The organism is Clostridium sp. SHJSY1 (assembly GCF_031626875.1).
Classification (GTDB): Bacteria; Bacillota; Clostridia; order Clostridiales; family Clostridiaceae; genus Clostridium.
On record NZ_JANDMF010000019.1, the window covers coordinates 1 to 24,662 of the forward strand.

Annotated in this window: 18 protein-coding genes and 1 other annotated feature; of the genes, 3 read left to right on the top strand and 15 right to left on the bottom strand. The window is 28.9% G+C overall.

Annotation, left to right across the window (positions count from 1 at the left end; genetic code table 11):
• Positions 1-100: 100 nt before the first annotated feature.
• From NNC19_RS10220 to NNC19_RS10230, 3 genes are read right to left on the bottom strand one after another with little or no spacing between them, the layout of a single operon-like run.
• Entirely contained in the window at positions 101-406 is a 306-nt protein-coding gene (locus tag NNC19_RS10220) for a hypothetical protein (RefSeq protein WP_310938547.1), read from the bottom strand.
• Between the two features lie 2 nt (positions 407-408).
• Positions 409-2,400: an NAD-dependent DNA ligase LigA gene (gene ligA / locus NNC19_RS10225; protein ID WP_310938548.1), complete on the bottom strand. Its 1,992-nt coding sequence runs from the start codon at positions 2,398-2,400 to the stop codon at positions 409-411.
• A gap of 21 nt (positions 2,401-2,421) precedes the next feature.
• Positions 2,422-5,604 (bottom strand): UvrD-helicase domain-containing protein, encoded by a 3,183-nt coding sequence (locus NNC19_RS10230; protein WP_310938549.1) that lies wholly within the window; start codon positions 5,602-5,604, stop codon positions 2,422-2,424.
• 251 nt (positions 5,605-5,855) lie between these two features.
• Between NNC19_RS10230 and NNC19_RS10235 the strand changes: the two genes are divergently transcribed.
• The 3 genes from NNC19_RS10235 (at position 5,856) to NNC19_RS10245 (ending at position 8,777) form a co-directional block, all read left to right on the top strand.
• A complete protein-coding gene (locus tag NNC19_RS10235; protein ID WP_310938550.1) occupies positions 5,856-6,278 on the top strand; it encodes a DUF3887 domain-containing protein in 423 nt (140 codons plus the stop codon).
• Between the two features lie 107 nt (positions 6,279-6,385).
• Entirely contained in the window at positions 6,386-6,949 is a 564-nt protein-coding gene (locus tag NNC19_RS10240) for a hypothetical protein (RefSeq protein WP_310938551.1), read from the top strand.
• A gap of 169 nt (positions 6,950-7,118) precedes the next feature.
• On the top strand, positions 7,119-8,777 hold the full coding sequence (locus tag NNC19_RS10245; protein ID WP_310938552.1) for a glutamine--tRNA ligase/YqeY domain fusion protein: 1,659 nt from the start codon (positions 7,119-7,121) through the stop codon (positions 8,775-8,777).
• Positions 8,778-8,933: 156 nt separating this feature from the next.
• Here NNC19_RS10245 and gltX read toward each other — a convergent pair whose 3' ends face one another.
• From gltX to NNC19_RS10305, 12 genes are all read right to left on the bottom strand, one after another.
• Positions 8,934-10,589, bottom strand: coding sequence for a glutamate--tRNA ligase (gene gltX, locus NNC19_RS10250; protein ID WP_310938553.1), 1,656 nt, complete (start codon positions 10,587-10,589; stop codon positions 8,934-8,936).
• Between the two features lie 51 nt (positions 10,590-10,640).
• Positions 10,641-10,838 (bottom strand) — a binding site (T-box leader).
• A 486-nt stretch (positions 10,839-11,324) separates the two neighbouring features.
• Entirely contained in the window at positions 11,325-12,041 is a 717-nt protein-coding gene (locus NNC19_RS10255) for a pseudouridine synthase (protein WP_310938554.1), read from the bottom strand.
• Between the two features lie 125 nt (positions 12,042-12,166).
• Positions 12,167-12,868, bottom strand: a complete 702-nt coding sequence (locus tag NNC19_RS10260) for a lytic transglycosylase domain-containing protein (RefSeq protein WP_310938555.1) — start codon at positions 12,866-12,868, stop codon at positions 12,167-12,169.
• Positions 12,869-12,882: 14 nt separating this feature from the next.
• The gene (locus NNC19_RS10265; protein WP_310938556.1) at positions 12,883-14,877 is read right to left on the bottom strand and encodes a triple tyrosine motif-containing protein; all 1,995 of its coding nucleotides are present in this window, start codon (positions 14,875-14,877) and stop codon (positions 12,883-12,885) included.
• Between the two features lie 151 nt (positions 14,878-15,028).
• Positions 15,029-15,466 carry a YaiI/YqxD family protein gene (locus NNC19_RS10270; protein ID WP_310938557.1) on the bottom strand — a complete coding sequence of 146 codons (438 nt, stop codon included), beginning with the start codon at positions 15,464-15,466 and terminating at the stop codon, positions 15,029-15,031.
• A 1-nt stretch (position 15,467) separates the two neighbouring features.
• On the bottom strand, positions 15,468-16,817 hold the full coding sequence (locus tag NNC19_RS10275) for a glucose-6-phosphate isomerase (protein WP_310938558.1): 1,350 nt from the start codon (positions 16,815-16,817) through the stop codon (positions 15,468-15,470).
• A gap of 149 nt (positions 16,818-16,966) precedes the next feature.
• Entirely contained in the window at positions 16,967-17,806 is an 840-nt protein-coding gene (locus NNC19_RS10280) for a transporter substrate-binding domain-containing protein (RefSeq protein ID WP_310938559.1), read from the bottom strand.
• Between the two features lie 58 nt (positions 17,807-17,864).
• Positions 17,865-18,710, bottom strand: coding sequence for an ABC transporter substrate-binding protein (locus tag NNC19_RS10285; RefSeq protein WP_310938560.1), 846 nt, complete (start codon positions 18,708-18,710; stop codon positions 17,865-17,867).
• A gap of 136 nt (positions 18,711-18,846) precedes the next feature.
• On the bottom strand, positions 18,847-19,461 hold the full coding sequence (locus tag NNC19_RS10290; protein WP_310938561.1) for a DUF3862 domain-containing protein: 615 nt from the start codon (positions 19,459-19,461) through the stop codon (positions 18,847-18,849).
• A 214-nt stretch (positions 19,462-19,675) separates the two neighbouring features.
• Complete coding sequence (locus NNC19_RS10295) at positions 19,676-20,305, bottom strand: hypothetical protein (RefSeq protein ID WP_310938562.1); 630 nt, start codon at positions 20,303-20,305, stop codon at positions 19,676-19,678.
• A gap of 17 nt (positions 20,306-20,322) precedes the next feature.
• On the bottom strand, positions 20,323-20,808 hold the full coding sequence (locus tag NNC19_RS10300; RefSeq protein ID WP_310938563.1) for a hypothetical protein: 486 nt from the start codon (positions 20,806-20,808) through the stop codon (positions 20,323-20,325).
• A gap of 14 nt (positions 20,809-20,822) precedes the next feature.
• Positions 20,823-24,536 (bottom strand): AAA family ATPase, encoded by a 3,714-nt coding sequence (locus NNC19_RS10305; protein ID WP_310938564.1) that lies wholly within the window; start codon positions 24,534-24,536, stop codon positions 20,823-20,825.
• Between the last annotated feature and the right edge of the window lie 126 nt (positions 24,537-24,662).

The following is a 24,662-nucleotide window of genomic DNA, read 5'->3' on the forward strand; positions in this document are numbered from 1 at the left end:
TATATAAAATGGTGTGTAAAATTCAAAAAGGGAGCTATCGCTAACGGATTTTAATCCGCTAATGCGACAGCCCCTTTTATATAAAATTATTATATTCTAATTACTTAACTATATTAACTGATAATAGAGATATAACACTTATTGCCAAACTTAAAGTTGCATATATAACTTTTTTTATTCCATGTTCATTTAACCAAAACCTAAAAGCTAAAAAAGTCATGGTCAAAGAAACTCCAAATTGTATTGGTGCATAAGAATTAAACCACACATAAGAATTAAACCATAGATAAGAGTTGATTAACTGATCTATATTTATAAAATGGTAAGAAGTTAAAATTGTACATATAATAAGTACACTGGTTATAAACGCTGATGCAATTGTCATTATATTAATAAACTTTTTCATAGCTACTCACCTATCATTTCTTCAAATTCTTCTTCTGATATGACCTTAACACCTAAATCAATAGCTTTTGTAAGTTTTGATCCAGCCTCTTCTCCTGCAAGTACATAATCAGTTTTTTTACTAACACTTCCAGAAACCTTAGCTCCTAATAGTTCTAGTTTTTCTTTTATACTTCCTCTTGTGTAATTATTTAATGTACCCGTAACAACTACAGTTTTACCTTCAAATACACTTTCTATTACATCAATCTCTTCATACCTTGGATTAACTCCTAAATTCAAAAGTTCTTCTATAATGTTTAGGACTTTTTCTTCCTTAAAGAACTCAATTATACTATTGGCTACTATATCACCTACATCAGATACTTTAATCAAATCTTCAAATCCAGCTTTTTTCAAACTATCAAGTGACTTAAATGTTTTAACTAAATCTTTAGCTGTCTTAACGCCAACATTAGGAATACTTAGTGCATAAATAAATGCATGCAATTCACAATCCTTACTTTTTTCTATAGAATCTAATAAGTTTTGAGCCTTCTTTTCTCCAAACTTATCTAGAGTTAATAAATCTTCTTTATTCATCTTATACAAATCAGAAATTGATTTTATATTTAACCTCTCAAATAGCTGTTCAGCTGTTTTTTCAGAGAACCCTTCTATATTCATAGCTTCCCTTGAACCATAGTGAACTATAGTCTTAACTAGTTGTGGCTTACAGGATAAAGTATTGTCACAGAAATAATGTGCTCCCTCTAAAACTATATGACCTCCACAGCTAGGACAAACTTCAGGAACAGTTATTTCCTTTGTACCTTCTAAGCTTTCAGATACAACTCCCATTATTTCAGGAATAACATCATTAGATCTTCTAACAAAAACCTCTGCTCCTATTCTTACACCTTTTCTAGCTATATCATCCATATTATTAAGCGTAGCTCTTTTAACTGTAACACCAGCAAGTTCTACAGGCTCTAATAGTGCTGTTGGAGAAACCCTACCACTTCTTCCTACATTCCATTCTACATCTAATAATGTTGTTGTAGCTTCCTGAGCTTCAAATTTATATGCTATTGCCCACTTAGGGAACTTAACAGTGTATCCTAAAAGTTCTCTAGTTCTAATGTCATCTATAGCAATAACTAATCCATCTATATCATAATTCAAGTCAAATCTGATATCCCTTATATAATCAATTTCTTTTTCTATATCCTCAATAGATGAACAAACTTTAAGATACTCATCTATTGGAAGCCCCTTATCTTTGATAAAGTCCATCATTTCCAAGTATGTTTTAAATTGATAGCCTTCTTTATATCCTACATCATAGAAAAATGCTGACAGATTTCTATTGGCAGTTTCTTTGACATTTAAATTTCTTAAAGCTCCAGCTGCACCATTTCTTAAATTTTTAAGCGGTACTGTTGCTGTCTCATTGTATTTTTTAAAGGCTTCTGTAGTCATTATAGCTTCTCCATGAACCTCTAGAATGTCATTTGAATCTATTTTTAAAGGAATAGACTTGATGGTTTTTACTTGAGAAGTTACATTTTCACCAATAGCCCCTGTTCCTCTTGTTGCACCTGTTACAAGTACACCTTCTTCATCATATGTTAAGTTAATTGTAAGCCCATCAAACTTCTTTGTTATTACATATTTTAAATCAGGTAATTTTTCTCCTCTTGCTCTATTCTCTTCAATGAACTTTTTATTTCTATTATGCCACTCTCTTAATTCATCAACACTTTGGGCTTTATCCATACTCCACAGTCTCCCTTTGTGAGTATATTTACTAAACCCATCTAATACTATATCTCCTACTCTTAAACTTGGAGAATAAGGAAGTATATATCCTTCTTCTTTTTCTAATCTTTTTAGTTCATCATATTTTTTATCATATTCTTTGTCAGTAACTGTAGGGTTATCCAAAGCATAATATTCATAAGAATACCTGTTTAATTCATCTACTAATTCCTTTATTCTCTCTTTATTATCCATTTTTAGCTACCTCCAAAATCACTATAACACTTCTAATTTTGCTAGTGATAACAACAATATCTTTACTCCTTGCTTATCAAATGCAATAGTTAACTTTTTATCATTTCCTGATGGAGTTACCGAAACTATTGTCCCAACTCCAAATTTCTCATGTTTAACTTTTCTACCCATTGTAATTTCAGCTGTATTTGATGTTGTAGTTGTAGCTCCAACACCTGCTGAAGTTCTCTTTGAGTACAGATTTCCTCTTATACTATGTGGATTAAATTTAGATGAATTAGTTCCACTAGCTTTTGCTGATGATGAACTTGTAAGTCCTCTCTCATTTATAAATTCTTTTAATTCAGATTTTACTTCTCCTATAAAATCTGACTGACTATAACTTACTGTTCTACCAAATACCTTTCTCACTTCAGCAGACGTCATATACAATATTTCTTTTGCTCTTGTTATTGCAACATAGCAAAGCCTTCTTGCCTCTTCCATTTGATCTTCTTTATCCATATCAGTAACACTTGGGAATAATCCATTTTCCATACCAACCATAAATACAACTGGGAACTCCAACCCTTTTGCACTATGAATAGTCATAAGTACTACTGAACCCTCTCCATTTTCCTCTTCATCAAGCTTATCTGTGTCTTGAACAAGTGAAATTTTTTCTAAATAAGCTTCTAAACTTTTATCTTCACTATTTTTCTCAAAGTCAACTGCATCAGATACTAATTCTTTTAAGTTTTCTATTCTACTCTTATCCTCTATCTCTCCAGATTTAGATAATTCATCTAAATATCCAGTATCTTTTAATATACTTTCAACTAAAACTGATGGAGGAACTGTTTCTTTTAAGTCCATGAAATTTTCCATAAGTTCTGTAAACTTTTCTATACAAGAAGCATTTCTAGCTGTTAATGATGGTATGTTTCTCACTTGACTCAAAGCATCCCATAAATCTAATTCGAAATCACCAGCAAATTCTTGAACCTTTTGTACAGTTGCATCACCTATGCTTCTCTTTGGCACATTTATTATTCTCTTTAAGCTTATGTCATCTTGAGGATTAACTATAACCTTTAAATAAGAAATTAAATCTTTAATTTCCTTTCTATCATAGAATCTAGTTCCACCTACAATCTTATATGCAATTCCTCTTCTTCTCAAAGTTTCTTCAAATATACGAGACTGAGCATTTGTTCTATATAAAATTGCAAAATCATCATTTTTTCTGTTTTCACTATGTTTTAAATCTGCAATAGTTTTAGATACAAAATCTCCTTCTGACCTATCATCAAAAGCTCTATAAATTTTAATTTTACTCCCTGCCTCTTGAGTTGGTCTAAGTTGTTTGTCTTTTCTTCTTGAATTATTTGCTATAACCACATTTGCTGCTTGAAGTATATTATCCTTTGATCTATAGTTTTGCTCAAGTTTAATTACTCTAGCCTCTGGATAATCTTTCTCAAAGTCTAATATATTATTTATATCAGCACCTCTCCAAGCATATATGCAATTGTGCATCACTATGTCATTTGCCATATAATTTCTTACGCCTTCTATATTTAAATCATAAACAACCCCGTTGTATTGTTGAATATTTACTGATACTACTTCTTCACCAATAACCTTCCCTTCATGAAAAGTTACAACTTCCATACCTTCTTTTAAACTTCCTAAAGGCATAAACAAGAAATTTTCATCTCTTGTTAACTTCGCTCTCTTTGTTATTTCAAAATTTTCACTATCATTTACAATATTTTTAACAAATTCCTCTGTTTTATCAAAATCACTATGTTCAGTTTTTTCTATATCTGATATAGATACTGTAAAATCATTTATTTCAACTACATGTGAATATATTTCCTTACTAGTCTTATTTCCACCAAAGAAATTAACATTAATTTTCTTTCCTTTTACTAAATCTGAACTTATGAAGTGTGGATATTCTTTATATAAATATTCACTATCCATCAAAGCTTCTACTACATCATTATCTTCACCTTTAGTTAAATTGCATTTATTTAAATACTCATCTTTATAGCAAATTGCTTCACTTTCTGTTTTACAAACCTTAAGTATCCAAATCTTATCTCCTTGATGATCCAAAAGTGCCACATTTAATCCATTTATTTTTTCTCCACCAACATTTATAGAAGAAGAAGTCTTACCAATTATATAACCAACATTTCTTTTATAAATTAAATATACATAAAATAAATTTTCTAAATCCATTACTTTACTAAAAGTAAGATGGTTTGGTGTTCCTTTAATTACTTTACCACTTTTGGTAACTATCTCAACTATATCTCCATTGTACTCTTTCTTTGATACACTTGTTACTTCTTGGAACTTATATTTCCCATTTCCTACTAATGATTGAACTTTATCTCCTTGATTAATTTTTTCAATCTCTACTATACTACCTTCTCTATTTATAAAAGTACCTTCAACTAAACATTGATCATCATCACCAACAACACAAATATTCTTATTTTTAGCTGCTAAGAGCTTAACTAATTCATATTGTGCTCCGTTTGTATCTTGATATTCATCTACCATAATATATTGAAATTTTCTTTGATAAAATTCTAATACATCTGGATTCTTTTTAAATAATTCTACTGTCTTAAATATTAAATCATCAAAATCCATTGCATTGTTTTCTTTTAGTCTTTTTTGATACATTAAATAAACATCTGCTATCTTATTTTCTCTAAAGTTACTTTCAAATTCCCTTTTGAAACTTTCTGAAGTTTGCATCTTATCTTTAGCTCTACTAATCTTCCCCATTATCTCTCTTTGAGTAATATCTTTATCATTTATATTTAGAGCTTTCATACATTCTGTTAAAAGAGTTTTTTGATCTGATGTATCATATATAGTAAAGCTACTTCGATATCCTAAATGTTCTATTTCTCTTCTAAGTATTCTTACACAAGTTGAGTGAAATGTAGATATCCACATATCTTCAGCCTTTTCTCCAACAAGTTTTTTAACTCTATCCTTCATTTCTTTAGCTGCTTTATTTGTAAAAGTTATCGCTAAAATTTTATAAGGAGGTATCCCTAAGTCCTCTATCATATGAGCCATCCTATAAGTTAACACTCTTGTTTTTCCTGAACCTGCTCCAGCAAGTATTAATACTTGTCCGTCAACAGTAATAGCACCTTCATATTGTTCTTTATTAAGTAATGATTTTAAATCCAAATCATACCCTCCTCTCTAAATACTAAAACATTATAGCACACTAAATCCTTCATTTATATTATAATCTTCTACTCAAAATAATCCAAAGTCTATAATTAAAAAGCTACTGATAGCTGACATATTTGTTATTGAATTAGCACTTGATATTCCTCCATAAATTTCTTTTATGCTTTATTTTAGCATATATTTAACCTTTGAAAAAATTATGTTACCATTAAATAGAAATCTTTTTTATATACAAGGAGGATTAAATGAAAAAATTTCTTTTATGCTTTATATTTATTATAATAACCTTTTCTTTCATAGGGTGTACCAGTAAGGTTGATTATAATAGTGTGAACAGTTATTCAGACGAAACCTTAACCTCTGTACTTACTGCCATGAATCAGTTAGATTATGATAAATTTTCTTCTTATTTAAGTAGTGAAATGCAAACCTCTTACAGTTTATCAAACTTTCAGAGTGAAACTACTAATATTATGAACAAAATTGGTTCTTTTGAATCATTAAGCTACTTTTATGGCGAAGAAAGAAATGGGTATATATCACTTATATATGATGTTAAATACTCTAATTCTGAAAATACAGTGCCTATATCTATAACATTCAAAAAGGATGACAATGAACATAAAATATATCAATTATATTTTGATTCAACAATTATCGATAATTAACACGGAAATTACTAATTTATTCAACAAATGCTGATATTTAATATTACATTTATATTAAATATATTATATAATATATTTGTTATCATTAAATAAGGAGGTATTTTTGCATGGATGAATCTAGTATATATCTAGTTTTTTCAAAAACAGGAACATGGCTTTCACGCTTAATTAAAGTCTTAACAAACCATCCGTATACTCATGTTGCTTTAAGTTTAGATTCTAATTTTAACAACATGTATACTTTTGGTAGATTAAACCCTAACAATCCTTTTTATGCTGGATTGACAATTGAAAATCTATATGCTGGAGTTTATCAAAAAGCACAATACTGTGAAAGTTTAATATGTAAAATACCAGTTACTAATGAGCAACTAGAAAAATTAATTATAGAAATTAATAAATACTATTCTTCAGATATACAATATAAATATAATTTTTTAGGTTTGTTTGCTGTTTTATTAGACAAGCCATGGAAAAGAGAAAATCGCTACTTCTGTTCTCAATTTGTAACAGAATTATTGATTAATAGTGATATATGGGTTAGTCCAAAGTTGCCTGAATTAACAAGACCTATAGACTTGATTCATATAGATAACAAAGAAATTATATTCCAAGGTTTAACAAAAGAACTTGTTTCTATTGATAAAACATTTTCTCCTATAGCACTTTAATAGAATTTTATAGTATTGATATAAAAAGAGATTTAATATTCTCATTATTTTATATCAATACTATTTTTTTCATAAAATTCAATAGTTACTTTATTTTTTCTTCGTATTAGATTAAAATTAATTGTAAATGTTAATGAATTAAGATAATACTTAAGAGAGGATGAATAATATGGCAAGCGAAATGAACTCATCTAATTTTATTAGAAATATAATTATTGAAGATTTAGAAAAAGGGAATACAAAAGAAGTAATTACTCGTTTTCCACCAGAGCCTAATGGATATTTACATATAGGCCATGCTAAATCAATATGTTTAAACTTTCAACTAGCTGAGGAATTTAAAGGAAAAACTAATTTAAGATTTGATGATACTAATCCAGTTAAAGAAGATACTGAATATGTTGATTCTATAAAAAAAGATGTTGAATGGTTAGGTTTTAAATGGAGCAATCTTCTATTTGCATCAAATTATTTTGACACAATGTATGAAAAAGCTATCCTTTTAATAAAAAAAGGAAAGGCATATGTATGTGATTTAACTCCTGAGGAAATGAAAGAATATAGAGGAACATTAACTGCTCCTGGAAAAGAAAGCCCTTACAGAAATAGATCTGTAGAAGAAAATTTAGATCTTTTTGAAAGAATGAAAAATGGTGTATTTAAAGATGGAGAAAAAGTTTTAAGAGCCAAAATAGATATGGCTTCTCCAAATATAAATATGAGAGACCCTGTAATTTACAGAATTGCTCATGCTACTCATCATAATACAGGAGATAAATGGTGTATCTACCCAATGTATGATTTTGCACATCCTATAGAAGATGCTATTGAAGGGGTAACTCATTCTATTTGTACATTAGAATTTGCCGATCACAGACCTTTTTATGATTGGATAATACAAGAATGTGAAACCGAAAGCGTTCCAAGACAATATGAATTCGCAAGATTAAATTTAACTAATACAGTTATGAGTAAAAGAAAATTAAAACTATTAGTTGATGAAGGAATTGTTGATGGTTGGGATGATCCAAGAATGCCTACTATTGCAGGTCTTAGAAGAAAAGGATATACCCCTGAATCTATAAGAAACTTCTGTCAAGCAATTGGTGTTGCTAAAGCAGCTTCTGTTGTTGATGAACAAATGCTTGAATTTTTTATCAGAGAAGACCTTAATCCAAAAGCTTTAAGAGCTATGGCAGTAATAGATCCTCTAAAGGTTGTTATTACAAATTATCCTGAAGGTCAAACTGAAATGTTAGAAATAGAAAACAACCCTCAAGATGAATCTGCTGGTACTAGACAAGTAGCTTTTTCAAGAGAAATTTATGTTGAAAGAGAGGACTTCATGGAAGTACCTGCAAAAAAATACTTTAGATTATTCCCTGGGAATGAAGTAAGACTTAAGGGTGCATATTTCATAAAATGTAATGAAGTTATAAAAGATGAACATGGGAATGTAGTTGAACTTCATTGTACTTATGACCCAGAAACTAAGAGTGGTAGTGGATTTACTGGAAGAAAAGTTAAAGGAACTATCCATTGGACAGACGTAAACTCAGCTATTCCTGCTGAATTTAGATTGTATGAACCTTTGATTCTTGATGATGTTGAAGAAAACGAAGGCAAACACTTCCTAGAACAAATAAATCCAAACTCTTTAACTATACTTAAAGGATTTATTGAACCATCTGTAAAAGGTGCTCTAGCTGGTGATAAGTACCAATTATTTAGACATGGATATTTTAATATAGATTCTAAAGATACAACAGAAGATAATCTTGTATTTAATAGAATAGTTTCATTGAAAAGTTCATTTAAGATTGGTTAAAAAACTAAGAGGCATCTCAAAAATTGAGATACCTCTTAGTTTTTTATACTTATTTTCTTGTATGTTTATATTCTGAAGAATATATATTCTCAAAAATATTTATGGTAATATTCTTATATTCAGAATATGCTGATTTAATGAGGGGTTATCTATATTTTAAAGAAACTTTTCAAATCTTTCTCTTACTTTATCTTCACCTAAAATTTGCATTATAGTATAAAGGTCAGGAGTATTTGCTCTATGCGTTAATGCAGCTCTTACGGCTCCAGCTACATCAGAAATCATTCCTTTATAGTTATCAGGATTAGTTTTATACTCTTTCCTATTTGCACAATATCCCAGATTAAGTCCTATAGCTTTTAAATCTTCAAACCATGCTTCTTGACTTCCAGAGTTAAAGTTAAACTCATTAGCATAAGTTTTTATAACTTCCTTAGCAGCATCTAAAGATAATGTTTTAGGTAATTCTATATTTACTTCTGCTTCATTATAGAATAATTCATCAAAGAAATAGAATATCTTCTCTTTAACTTCATCCCACTTAGCAAAGTCTTTTCTTGGTTTTGGCCCTTCTTTATCTATATTAAACATTTCTTTTGACATATCTTCTTTTGCTGTAACAAGTTCAAACATTTCTTTATCAAATTCTTCAGCCCATTTTGTATAATCATTATATACTTCTTCAGCCTTAAATTTAGAAATTACATCTTTACTAACATCATTTAATTTTACTATATCAAATAATGCTCCACTCTTACTCATTTTATCAAGATCTACATGGAATTCATGATAATCCGCATTTGGATTTTCATTTCTCCAATCTTCATAACTTGAGTTAATTATATTTAGTAAATATTCAATAACAGATTCTGTTGGATAACCAACTTCCTTATAGTAAGAAACAGCAGCTTCTGCATCTTTTCTCTTTGAAAGTTTTCTCTTTGAACCATTATCATTTTTCATTATTGTTGGTATATGAGCATAGTTTGGTCTATCAAATCCCAATACATCAAATAATTGTACATGTATTGGTAATGATGATAGCCACTCTTCTCCTCTAATTACATGAGTAGTTCTCATTAAAGCATCATCAATTGCATGAGCAAAGTGATAAGTTGGAAGCCCATCAGATTTAATTATTACTATATCCTGATCATTTTCTGGAAATGAAGTATCACCCTTTATAAGATCATGGAAATCCACTCTATTTTCTGATTTTCCAGGTGACTTTAATCTTATGATATAGCTTTCACCATTTTCTATTTTCTTAATAGCATCTTCAGCACTTATATTTCTACAAGTAGCATATTCTCCATGATATCCTGGAGTAACTTTTTCAGCCATTTGCTTTTCTCTAGTTGAATTTAATTCTTCTGGAGTACAGAAACAAGGATATGCTAATCCTTTTTTAACTAACGCCTTAGCAAAAGTTGAATATATTTCTTTTCTTAAACTTTGTCTGTATGGACCATAGTTACCTACTTCTGATTCTTCTCCAGTAGCACCTTCATTAAAGTTCATACCAAAATTCTTCATAGTTTCAATAGTATCAACTATTGCACCTTTAACTTCTCTTTTTTGGTCTGTATCTTCTATCCTTAAGAAAAATACACCTTCACTTTGACTTGCTATTCTTTCATTGATCAAGGCAGCAAAAACTCCACCTATATGTTGGAATCCTGTTGGACTTGGAGCATATCTACATACTACTGCTCCTTCTTTTAAATTTCTTTTTGGATACTTTTCTAAATAATATTCTGGTGTCTTTTCTATACTTGGAAACAGAATATCTGCTAATTTTTCAAAACTCATAATATCACCTTTCTTTTATTGTAATTAAAATAAAAAAATCTTCCATCCTAAAAATAGGACGAAAGAATATTACCTCCGTGGTACCACCTAAAATTGAACGAATTAATCGTTCCACTCTTATCTATAAGGGGATTATCCCATAACGACTCCAAAGCTTCTTTCTACAGGTAAATTTACTTTAGTTTCACCAAAACCCAAAGCTCTCTTTAAAACCTAACACTGTATACTCTTCTTTTTCATTGTCTATACATATATTATTAACAAATCTTTCTTAATTATAACTTGTCAAAATAATCTTGTAAATATATTTATTGTATTAAAAAATTTCATTTTATTTTATTTTTGCAAGTTTCCATTCATTTTCTCATTTCATTTTTGCAAGTTATGAAGGATTATGTTCCTCAATAAAAAACACTTGTTTTTCATAGAAATACTTACAAATACATTTTAGTTTGTCTTTATTATTTGACAATATTCTCAGCATTTTTTTAATCATATAAAAAATGTTAACAATTACATATTAGTATTTTTAACAAAATAAAAAAAACGCAACCCTTGGGGCCAGGTTGCGCTTTAGCAATAAGCAATAAATAAAAAGGGGGCTATTTATTCCTTTTATTTATCCTTGCATAAATATTATATGTTATTGTCCACTAAAATGCAAGAGATTTTGAAAAAAAAGTTTGTTTTTCATATCATTATGAATGATATTCCTGCATCCTTAACAAATATTCGTTAATTTGACATTAATATTGCTAATTCATCTTCTGTAAGTTCTCTATATTCGCCTTCTTCCAAATCATGGTCTAATTCTATTCCTCCAAACTTAATTCTTTGAAGATAAACAACCTTTTTCTCGACAGCTTCAAACATTCTTTTAACTTGATGAAATTTCCCTTCTTGAATTGTTATATGAACCTCCGAACCTTCAGCTCCAACTGATAACACTTCTAACTTGGCTTCTTTACAAGTATAGCCATCGTCTAATGTAATCCCCTTTCTAAAAGCTTCTATATCTTCTTCAGTAACTTCTTTATTAATCTTTGCATAATACACCTTATCAACATGCCATTTTGGTGAAAGTAGTTTATGATTTAATTCCCCATCATTTGTAAGAAGTAAAAGACCGACAGTATCTTTATCTAATCTTCCTACTGGAAATGGTTCAAATACTTGATGTTCAACTTCAAGCAAATCTATTACAGTCTCTTCTCTATTATCAACAGTTGCAGATATTACTCCATCTGGCTTATTCATAATAAGATATATATACTCTCTATATGTAATTTCTTCACCATTTATTTTAATTACTGATTTTTCCGGATCAACTGCCATTCCATTATCCTTTATAATAATTCCATCAACTTCAATAAGCCCTTTTTTAGCCATAATCTTAACTTCTTTTCTACTTCCATATCCTAGATTTGATATTACTTTATCTAATCTCTCCATTAAAACAACTCCAATACTTTAAAAATTAATTTTATTATACCTATTAAAACTATGATTAACAATCAAAAATCATATGTAACTTATAAAAAATAAGGATAAGCTTGTCTTAAGCTTATCCTTATTTTTTAGATTCCATTTCTATAATATGACATAACCTTAGGTACATAATTTTGAGTTTCCTTAGGCAATTTGTACAAATCTGCCCCAGAAGTTACCCCTCTTCTTTGTAATGTTCCTGGTCCTGCATTATATGCAGCTACAGCCATTTCAGTGTTTCCATGATACATATCTATGTATTCCTTAAATAATTGAACTCCAGCTTTAATATTTTGATCTGGATCGTATGGATTAGTAACTCCCATTGCTCTAGAATTTTCAGGCATAAGTTGCATCAACCCCTGCGCACCTGCTGAAGATCCTGCATTTGGGTCAAAATTTGATTCAGCCTTTATAATTGATAATATTAATTTGGAATCCACACCATACTGTTTTGAATACTTATCTACAATTGAATATATTTTATTACTATCAGAACCTCCTGTTGAAGAAGATTCTGACACTAACCTACTTGTACTTGCATTTGCATTATATTTCAGACCATTACCTAATAATTGTTCCATTGCTTGAAGATCTTTACCATTACTATTATTTATTGTATTTCCCAATTTTCCTCCATCTTCAGTTTTAGTCATATAATCTACCAAAGCCTGATAAATTATTTCAAACTCCATGCCATCACCAACAGATTTTTGAAGCACATTTTCCATCAGCTTCATTTGCATTAATTGTTGTGCTGCCTTATTTGCATCATCTATCTTAATACCCATACATTTCTCCTTTTTTATATATCAAATCTAAATTCTCCATAATCTTCATATTTAACTTTTTTATAAAAACTCTTAGAAAAAACCATAACTCTATATTCACCTTTAACAAAAGGTATAAATGTATAATAATTTTTTTTACTATACTCTTGAACCTTTACCCAGTTGCCTTTTTCCATGATGAAAAATTCATAGCAAACATCTTTTCCACCTTTACTTATTGCTTTAAATGTTACCTCTTTATTAATCTCAATTTTATTTTTATCACAAATAATTTTAGTATTTGTAACTGGTTTTGTTTCAAACACATAAAGGCTTAACTCTTTTTTGCTATCAAATTCATCTTCACACTTTACATTTTTTGCATAGATTTCAAAAACATATTTTCCTGCACATCTAGGCTTAACTTTTATCCTCTTACTTTCAACAAATCCAGTATCCTCAACTAAATGCCCATCAATCTTTGTTATATATCTAAGTAATACACTTCTAGTATTTTCTGTTATAGCTTCAAGTTCTATTACTTCACCCACTAAATTAACGTCTTTATGTGGCATTAATATATAGTCAATTTCACCTGGTAAATATTCTTTTGCAGTTAAATAGACAAAAGTATGGCTGTCATATTCCATAGTAGAATATTTATTTTTTACTCTTATCTCAATTTCATATTCTCCCTTTTCTTCAGGAGTAAAATTAGCCCAGTTTGCTGTTCCATACTCTATTCTTTCTTTTTCTTTATTATCTTTATACACTACAAATGAATATTGTAAGTTTATTTCACCTTCTGCCATAACCTTAATGTTTATAGGTTGCCCTATTAAAACAATTTTTTTTGTATCTAATATTACGTCAACTATCTTGGCAGGCTTCTCTGCTCTTTTATCTATAGTAAATATGATATTTTTCTTAGCTTCATATTCTCCTTCAAATGATACATCTTTAACATATAGAATAATATCATATTCTCCTTCTTTTTTTGTTTCCCATAAAAATTCATTTCTTCTTATATATCCTGTGTCCTCTGATATTGGACCATTAATAATATATCTATATACCAGTTCATTTCCACCCTTGACATCAGCCTTTAAAAATATAGAACTTCCATTTACTTGAGGCGAATTAACATGCGAAGTAAAATTTTTAATTTTAACTTTTTTATAAGGCTTTACTTCATATAGCATAATTGCTCTATCATCATATTCTTTATTTGAAAGTATATCTCTAACCAAGCATAAAAGCCTATACTTTCCTGCTTCACTTTCTTGATAAGCTAATGACCTCCTAGATGAATAATCTTGCAAACATGTAGTTTTTCCTTCATTATTAATTTTGATAAATTTATATAATAAGCTTCTCTTATCTCCTAAATTTACATCTACTTTAAAAGTCAATTCTTCATTTACTAATAAATTCTCTGTCAAACATTTAAAATCTGATATTTCTATTTTCACATTAGGTAAAACATCAAATCTTATAGTTGTAAATTCATCAAAATTTTCTTTAGAATCTATTGCCTTGCATTCAACTAATACCTCCTGCTTACCTTCTTTTATTGCAGTATATATTAATGTATTATCTAAATTATAGTCCCTAATTAACTCCCAATCTTGCTTTCCTTGTATCCAAAATCTATATAAAATTTTCTCATCACTTTCAACATTTATATTGACCTTCTCACCTACCATAACATTAACATTGTCTATAGTAACATTTTTTATAAGTTTAACCTTCTCATTCCCTACAATAAAATCTTCCTTAGCTAATAAATCATATGGTTTTTCAGAATCTATCTCCTTAGCTTGAACCATAACCATATATTTCCCCTCTTCTTCTGGCTTCCACATACATGTCTTCTTTTCAGAAAAATCTTGAATAGTACACCAAATTCCACCACTACCTATAATGAACTTATACTGAAGATTTTCCTTATTAAAATCTGCTTTTATGTTAATTTCGTCTTTTACAGATATCGGACTCTCTTTATCAAACTTTATACCCTCTTCGACCATATAGTATCACCTCTTAATTCTTGATACTTTCTATTTTACCATATTTTGTAAACCACTGCTAATATATCTCTTCTTTTATTATACAATTTTTATCACTTTTATTTAATCATAAATTTAAAAAAACATCAAAATATTTTCAATTATTTTGATGTTATTTATTTATCTGTATTATTTTTTTTAAATTTATGATTAATTTTGTTTCATCTTCCTTAGTTCTTTTTTTAGGGTTTGTAGTTTTTCCTCCACCCCGTCTTATTTTTTGAGATAAATGCCGCTCTTCAAGTAATCTACTTATATTTTCATTAGTATATAAATATCCTTTTGGGTTCAATACAAATGCTTTCTTAGGTAAACACATTGCTGCAACCCCATAATCTTGAGTTATTACTATATCACTTTCAAATGTATTATTAACAACATACATATCAACGCTTTGAAATCCACTATCTACAACTTTAACTGTTGAATAATCACTATTAATATAATGATGTATATCACAAAAAATTAATACTTCTATACTTTCTTCTTTGGCTATTTTTTCAATAATGGAGATACTTGGACAAGCATCTCCATCTATAATTATCTTCATATTATAATCTTTTTTCTAGTTCAGCCTTCATTTCTTCATATCCAGGCTTACCTAGTAAAGCAAACATATTCTTCTTATATGCTTCAACTCCTGGTTGATCAAATGGATTAATACCTAGTATATATCCACTAATTCCAACAGCCTTTTCAAAGAAGTATACTAATTGACCAAAGTAATATGCTGATAATTCTGGTACATTTACAACCATATTTGGAACTCCACCATCATTATGAGCTATTAATGTTCCTTGGAATGCCTTTTTATTAACAAAATCCATATCCTTACCAGCTAAGAAGTTTAATCCATCTAAATCATCTTCAGTTTCTTCTATTAAAATCTTTTTACTTACACTTTCAACATTTATAACAGTTTCAATAAGATCTCTTTTCCCATCTTGTATATATTGACCCATTGAGTGAAGATCAGTACTGAAATCAACTGCTGCTGGGAATAATCCCTTACCGTCTTTTCCTTCTGATTCCCCATATAATTGTTTCCACCATTCATTAAAGTAATGTAATGATGGTTCATAATTTACAAGTATCTCTATATTCTTACCTTTGTTATATAATGCATTTCTAGCTGCAGCATATTTATAACAATCATTTTCTTCTAAATTAGGGTTTGAATAAACTTCTCTTGCATCTGCTGCACCCTTCATCATTTCATCTATATCAATTCCTGCTGCTGCAATTGGAAGTAATCCAACTGGAGTTAAGACTGAGAATCTTCCTCCTACATCATCAGGTATTACAAATGTTTCATATCCTTCTGCATCAGCTAAAATCTTTAACGCTCCTCTAGCTTTATCTGTTGTAGCAAATATTCTCTTTTTAGCTTCTTCTTTACCATATTTTTTTTCCATAAATGATTTAAATATTCTAAATGCTATAGCAGGTTCTGTAGTAGTACCTGATTTAGATATTACATTTACAGAAACATCTTTTCCTTCAAGAACTTCTAATAAGTCACTCATATAGGCAGAACTTATATTGTTTCCTACAAAAAATATTTGTGGAGCTTTTCTCTTTGAAGAATCCAATACATTTTGAAAATTGTGTGTTAACATTTCTATAGCAGCTCTTGCTCCTAAATATGAACCACCAATTCCTATTACAATAAGAGCATCAGAATCACTCTTTATCTTTTCTGCTGCTTTTTTAATTCTCTCAAATTCATCTTTATCATAATTTATAGGAAGGTCAACCCACCCAAGAAAATCGTTACCAATTCCTGATTTATTATGTAACGTATCATGAGCTGCTTTAACCAATTCCTCCATATAACTTACTTCATGCTCTTTTAAAACTGGAGCTGTTTTTGATAAATCAAACGACAATGCTTTTTTCATAACTATTACCTCCGAATATTATTAATGGAAATTTACCCTTAATTATTATATCATAGTTATTGTAGATTTTTTAACTAATTCATTATTATTATCTATTTTTAATGACCATATTATTTATTGTACATAAAAATATTTTTCGAATTACTTTTCTATGGAATATAGTGATTAAACAATCCATATCTACCTAATATTTCATATAAAGTCCCATCTTCTTTCATCTCTTTCAACTTTTCATTAATGGCATTTAATAATGTAGTATCGCCTTTTTTTAAAGGATATCCCACATTAAAATCTATCTCTGACTTATACTGACTTGGCGATAATAATTTAAACTTATCCTTAGGACTTACTAAAATCATATTTTCTGCTATTATAGAATCAGTTATTATGGCATCCACCATACCACTTTTTAATGCTGCCTTTAGAGAATAGTCATCAAATATAAGAATATAATCCTTTAGTAATCCTTGCTTTTTCCAATTCTCAGCCATAGATACATACACTGAACCACCTACAACACCGATAGTTTTATTCTTTAAATCTTCCGTACTATTTATATCTGAATCCTCTCTAGTTAATATAGCCTCTTTTTCTGTATAAATTGAGTTGGTGAAATCTACTACTTTTTTTCGTTCATCAGTTATAAATATCCCTTGTGAAAATAAATCTATATTTGGATTCACAATTAATTCTTGTAATGCATTAGCAAATGGAATATACCTTACTTTTACCTCTTTAATTCCTAATCGCTTTGCCACTTCTTTTATAATCTCTGCGTCAAGGCCACTAAATGCTCCACTTTTAGGATTCTTATATGAATAAGGTTCTTCATCAGGAGATACTACTGTTAATATTCCTTCTTCTCTTATCTTCTGTAATCTATCTACTTCTACCATTTTATTTATTGATTGTATCATCTTTCCATTTGCATTAGTTGTAAGATTTAAAATAACAATTAATGCAACTAAGAACTTAAAAAAGTTTTTCAATTAAATTCCTCCCCAATTGTTCTTTTAAACTAAGCGTTATGTTTAACATCATTCCTATCTATGGAATATAATGACTTACAGCACCATATTTAGCCAGTATATCATATACAGTTCCATCTTTTTTCATTTCTTGTAACTTCTCATTAATCTCATTTAATAATGTAGTATCCTCTTTCTTTACAGGATACCCAACATTAAAATTTATCTCTGCCTTATATTTATTGGGTGATAATATTTTTAATTTAGATTTTGTTGCTACGCTATTTTCAGCTATTATAGATTCTGTCAGTACTGCATCTACAATTTTATTTTCTAGTGCTAACTGTAAAGAGCCATAATCAAAAAAGACTAAATAATCTTTTAATAGTCCTTGCTTCTTCCAATTCTTAGCCACTAATTCATATACTGTCCCGCCAACAAGTCCAATTTTAGCATTTTTTAAGTCTTCTTTATTATTTATGTTAGAATCTTGTCTAGTTATCACTGCATCTTTCTCTATATAAATTGGATTGGTGAAATTCATTAAATTCTTTCGTTCATCTGTTATATATAACCCTTGTGCTATTAAATCTATATTCGTATTATTAATAAATTCTTCTAATATATTAGGAAATGCAACATATTTTACAGCAATATCTTTAATTTCCAAACGTTTTGCTATCTCTTTTATAATATCTGCATCTAACCCATGTAACGAACCACTTTTAGGCTCCTTATAAGAATAGAATTCTTCATTAGGTGATAATATTGTTAGTACTCCTTTTTCCTTTATCTTCTGTAATCTATCAAATTCCTCAGTTACAGCTCTATTTTCATTACTTACTTTTATCATTTCACATCTTACATTTATTGCAAAATTCAAAATAACAATCATTGGAATTATACACTTCAAGTAATTCTTCAATAAAATTCCTCCTAAAGTAGATGTATTCTGTTTTATTTTTACTCTCTATTATATTAATTATTCTAATATGATAAAAATAAGCTATCTAAAATAGTCACTATAATTTCTATTTTAGATAGCTTTTCTTTTATTTATATTATTTTAACTGAAATTGGGCTTTTAACTCTAACTTATCACCATTAAATGTGAAATTAGCATTTGACCCATCTTTATTAATATATTGATATATTGTGGATTCTGTATTCATTATCTTGCTTTGTGATAATATTTGACCTTCACCTAAAACTTCTTTTAATTGATCATAAGTCATTCCATTGTTAATCTTATTATACTTATCTAATGTTATGTCTGCATCCATCTTTTTAAGACCTGATTGTGCTTTCCCAGTAACTACACCATTTTGAATAGTTACATTCATACTACTTAATCCCTTGCCACTCCATGCATATATTACAGTTTTAATTCCAGAAATCTCAGATGATGATTCTTCTTTTCCTTCTCCTAGTACATTAATCAAATCATTATAGTTTTGTCCCATTTTGATACTTAAAAAATTATCATAATTTATTTTACTATCTTGATCTTCAGCTTTAGAGCCCGCTTGACTAGAAGTTGTATCAGTAGCATTAGATGCAGCAGTATCATTATTTTTGTCTTTACCTTTTTGAGTTCCAATAACAGCTACTATAAGTATTAAAATTACCCAAACCCACACTTTCTTATAAAATGGCTTTTTTCCTGATTTACTCATATTAGTTTCCCCCTATCTTTACCATATAGATTTTACATTATATCCACATTTATGTAAATATAATTTTACAAATCAACCCTATTAATAGAAATATAGTTATTTATTATATATTGTTATTACTTTTTCAATTTATACTAAAAAAGTGAAGGTCATTTATATAGCTAATAAATTTTCATTGTTTATTAACCACATAAATACTCTTCACTTATAATACCTAATTTGTCTTTAAAGTATATGTATTTGTAGAATTTAAAGGAACTGTATTTAAATAAGTTTCTCCTGTCTTATTAAAAAATACACCATAAGTTATTCCATTGCTACTTCCATCTCTTATGCCTTTTACTTGAACGACAGCATTATCTGGCACTCCAACCTTTACAGCTTTATGCCTAATAGAAAAAGGTTCTCCTTGGGCTGTTCCATCTACAAATACTTGAACATAATCTCCATCCTCTTTATCTGAAAAATTCCAAATAGAAAGTTCTATGTTTCCATAGCCACTAGCTGTTTCTACTGAAAAATCCTTTGCTTCTAGTTTTACACTCTCTTTGCTCAGCTTTTCTCCAACCTTTACTTCTTCTATTTTTCCTGATTTAATATCTGACTTATAATTTACTTTACCTGTTCCTCCTAATACTGATGAATAAATTACAAAAAGTAAAGCAAGTGTGCCAACTACAGTTCTAAAAATTTTCATAGATGGAGTTATAAAATTTTCTTTCACTTCCTCTTCTTCTAACTTTTTATATGAAATATCTTCTTGCTTTAAATTTTTATTATCTTTATTTCCTTTAGAATTATATTCATCAAAATCCTTAGACTCATTCTCTTGAAATCTTTTCATTTTATCTCCCTTCTAAACTAAACATTTCCACTATAATTTTGCATTTTCTCTTCTGCCTTTGGAATAAAATTTACAATTGGCTTTTTAGCATAGTAAATTGAAACAAATATCCTCCAAAGAATTAATGAAAGTATAAATACAAATATTCCAAACTTATGTCTTCCTTCATTTAATGTTATATAACTCCAATTTAAAACCTCTGTTCCAATGGATATAAATAAATTAGCAATAGTTAAATATTTAATTGTTTCAAATGAAAATGGCAACACACTATATATCTTTCTTAAAATTCTAAACCTCAAGGATAAATACAGCATCACTAAAATTACTATCATAATAGAAATGTAATCTCCCGTTACAGTATATCCTGAATTTATTATTTTAAATCCGTCAGCTATTGTCATAATTGGCATTAAAATAGATATTAAAAACACTAACAATATAAGTGGAACACCACAAACAAATGTTATAAGATTGCTTAATAACTTAAAAATCTTCTCCACAATGTCACCATCCTTTATAAATTAACCTTAGAAATATCATCAGCTTCAATCATAATTAGATCTTCCTTTGTTAAGTTTTCTACCTTTTCTAATCTAACAGCTTGATTTCTAACAGCTTTTTCAAATAAATTTCTTACATATCTTCCATTTCCAAAATCATCAATTTTTAAGGCTTCCTCAAAAATTAATTTCATTTTCCCTCTGGCCTTATTAGATACTGCATAACCTTTATTCTTAAATGTAATATCCGCAATCTTTACAAGTTCTTCTGCTGAGTAATCCTTAAACTCTATAATATTTGCAAATCTTGATTTTAATCCTGGATTCACATCTAAAAACTTATCCATATCTTCACTATACCCAGCTAATATAACAACAAGATTTTCCCTATTATCATCCATTCCTTTAACAAGAGTATCTATAACTTCTTTACCAAAGCCCCCTCCTGTATTTGCATCTTGTGCTAATGAATAAGCTTCATCTATAAACAAAATTCCACCAAGAGCTGATTCAATCTTTTCTTTAGTCTTTATAGCTGTTTGTCCAACATAACCAGCAACTAATCCACCTCTATCTGTTTCAACAAATTTCTTGTCATTTAAAACACCAAGGTTATAAAACACTTCCCCAATAATTCTAGCCATAGTTGTTTTCCCTGTACCTGGATTACCTTTAAATATCATATGAAGAGTTTGAGAGTCATCTACTGGAAGAGCTAATTCCTTTCTTTGAGCTTTAATCTTAAGTTGAGCTTGAAGGCTTTTTATAAATTCTTTAACTTCTTCAAGTCCTATTACTTCATTTAATTTTCCTTCTAAATCAAAACTTTCATCGCTCTCTTTAACTTTTCCAAAATCCTCTTCATATAAGATGACAACTGATTCTTCATTTATCTCTTCCATATCAGCTATCCTTGAAGATTGTCTTCTTATTGCTTCTTCTACCACATTTCTAACTAATCTTCCATTTCCAGCTTCTGCTCCACCATTTTTCTTAGCACTATCTATAGTTGCTCTTAGCTCATCTTCAGCATCATCTGAAAGGATGAACCCTTTACTCTTAATCATAGATTTTCCTATGCTTAAAAGTTCATCTACAGTATAGTCTGGGAAGTTAATCTTAAGTGGGAATCTTGATTTCAGTCCTGAGTTGCTCTTTAAAAACTCATTCATTTCCTTATCATAACCAGCAAGAATTACTATAATATCTTCTCTATGATCTTCCACAAGCTTTACCAAAGTATCCACAGCTTCTTTTCCTAAAGAATCATTTTCTGTGGACATTAATGCATAAGCTTCATCTATAAATAGAACACCACCTAATGCTGATTTAAATATTTCTGTTGTCTTCTTAGTTGATTCCCCTAAATATTGGCTTACAAGACCACTTCTATCAGTTTCTATAACTTGACCAGATTTTAAAATACCCATCTTTTTCATTAAATCTGCAACAAGCCTTGCAACTGTTGTCTTTCCTGTTCCTGGATTCCCAGTAAAAATCATATTTAAAGATTGAGAAGATTCAACACTTACACCTAACCTCTTTCTCTTTTCATTTGCTTTAAGCTGCTTTTCTAAATTTCTTACAAATTCCTTTACTTCTCCTAAACCTATTATTTTTGAAAGTTCATCTTCAAGATTAAAGTCTATTTTTTTATCTAAACCAAAATCACTTAACATAAGCTTATTCAAATCACTTTTATTTATTTTATTTTCATCAGCTCCTGCTAATCTCTTTGATTGGTTTGCTATAGCTTGTTCTACTATATTTCTTGCAAGTCTTCCATTACCACTATCATTTTTACCTTTAATTTGCTTACTTTCAAATAGCTCAATTAGTTTTGCATCTAACTCTTCATTAATTTCATATCCATTTGATTGGGATATCACCTTTGAAATTTGTAAAAGTTCCTTTGGAGTGTAATCTTCAAAATCAACATTATAATTAAATCTAGATTTTAAACCACTATTAGTCTTTAAAAACTCTTCCATTTCTTTTGAATAGCCAGCAAGAATAACAACTAAATCATCTCTGTTATCTTCAACTGCCTTTACAAGACTATCCACCGCCTCAATTCCAAATACATCATTTTCATCTCTAGCTAAAGAATAAGCTTCATCTATGAATAATATTCCACCTTTAGCTGCATTAACTTTTGCCATAGTCTTTTGTGCTGTTTCTCCAACATATTGACCCACTAAATCATTTCTTGAAACTTCAACTAAGTGCCCACTAGATAAATATCCAAGAATTTTTAGATATTTAGCCATAATTCTAGCCATAGTTGTCTTTCCTGTTCCAGGGTTTCCTGTAAAAATCATATGTAATGATAATTTAGCTGCTTTTGATCCTTGAGCCACCCTTAAATTTTGGACTTTTATATTATCTTGGAGTCTCTTAATAAATGACTTAACACTATCAAGACCTATTATATTATCAAGCTCTTTATTTAACTCTTCTAGACCTTCTTTATCTGCTTGTTTTATTATCCCTGATAACTTTATTTTATTTAAATCATCTAACAATACTAATGAATTTTCATCATCACTTAATGTATAAGTTTTATTCTTTAGCAACTTTTCATTTAACTCTAATTCAACAAGAGGTTTGTATATACTTTCTTCAACAAAAGTATTTAATGCATGAGCACCATTTAATTTATCACTGTTTTTGACAATAAACTTTAATGCACTTTCATGAAAGTTTACTGTAATAGCTAAGTTATTTTCTATCTTTTTCCTATAATCCTCTAATATAAATTCACAAATTATAGAAAGATTATCATCCGAAAGAGACTCTGTTTTCACTATGTCATATACCTTCTGCATAAATTTACTTGGAAATGAACTTTTAATTTCATTTTCACTTTTTTCTGTAACAAAAACAATATATTTTCCATTTGCTAGAATTTCATCTGTGGTATTAAGGGTTAGATTACCCTTTCCTGTTACTTCTATCATCTGATCTACTTGATCCATATATCTTTTATTTAATTTAAGTTTTTCATTAATACCTAAGTTAGTTATTGTATCTAAGACGCTTGAATGACATTTGTCAAAATTATCAAAAACAACAACTGGTTCTTGTCTATAAAGTGCATTATAAAGATCTGGTAAAAATAAATTTTCTGCATCTTTTTCAAGTTTATATTTAGATAAATCTATTTGAAAATTTCCTGTTCTTTTAAGTATTTTTTCTTCTTTTAAAAATTTAGTAATAGCTTTTATAGCCAAATGTCTTCCTGAACCTTTTGGTCCAGTTACAAATATAATATTACTTATTCCATCTTCCTTTCCATAAACAAAAGGTCTTTTAAATGCAATAGTTAATTTATCTAAGAATTCATTTTGCCCCAATACATATTCATTTAACTTATTCTCAACTAAACAGAATGCTTTATCTAGTTCATCCCTATTTTTATTATTTTTTAAATATATATCTCTAGTATTTCCTGACATAGAAGATGTTCCTATATTATTTTTTACTCTAGTATCAATTTCTTCAGCTGCTTTTAATGTGTTTGATGCCTTCTTAGCTACTGTTTTACTTATCGTATTATTTGCATTTGTCATAGCATTATTTGTAGCTTTTCTTCCTTTTTGAAATAATTCTTTATTTATAATTCCTGCTCCCTTTATATGCTCTAAAACTTGAATTTCAGGAAATAAAATTCTCATCAAAACATTTGGTTTTAGCAAAACATCTTTATTCAACTTATTCTTCGTCAATTAAATACCCCTCCACTTCTATTTTTCATAATTACTTATTATATCATAAATTACATTTTTTAAGTGTATGTGTATCTTCATCTTATCTTAATAAGTTAAATTTTCATTATTAACATAAGTTTATCA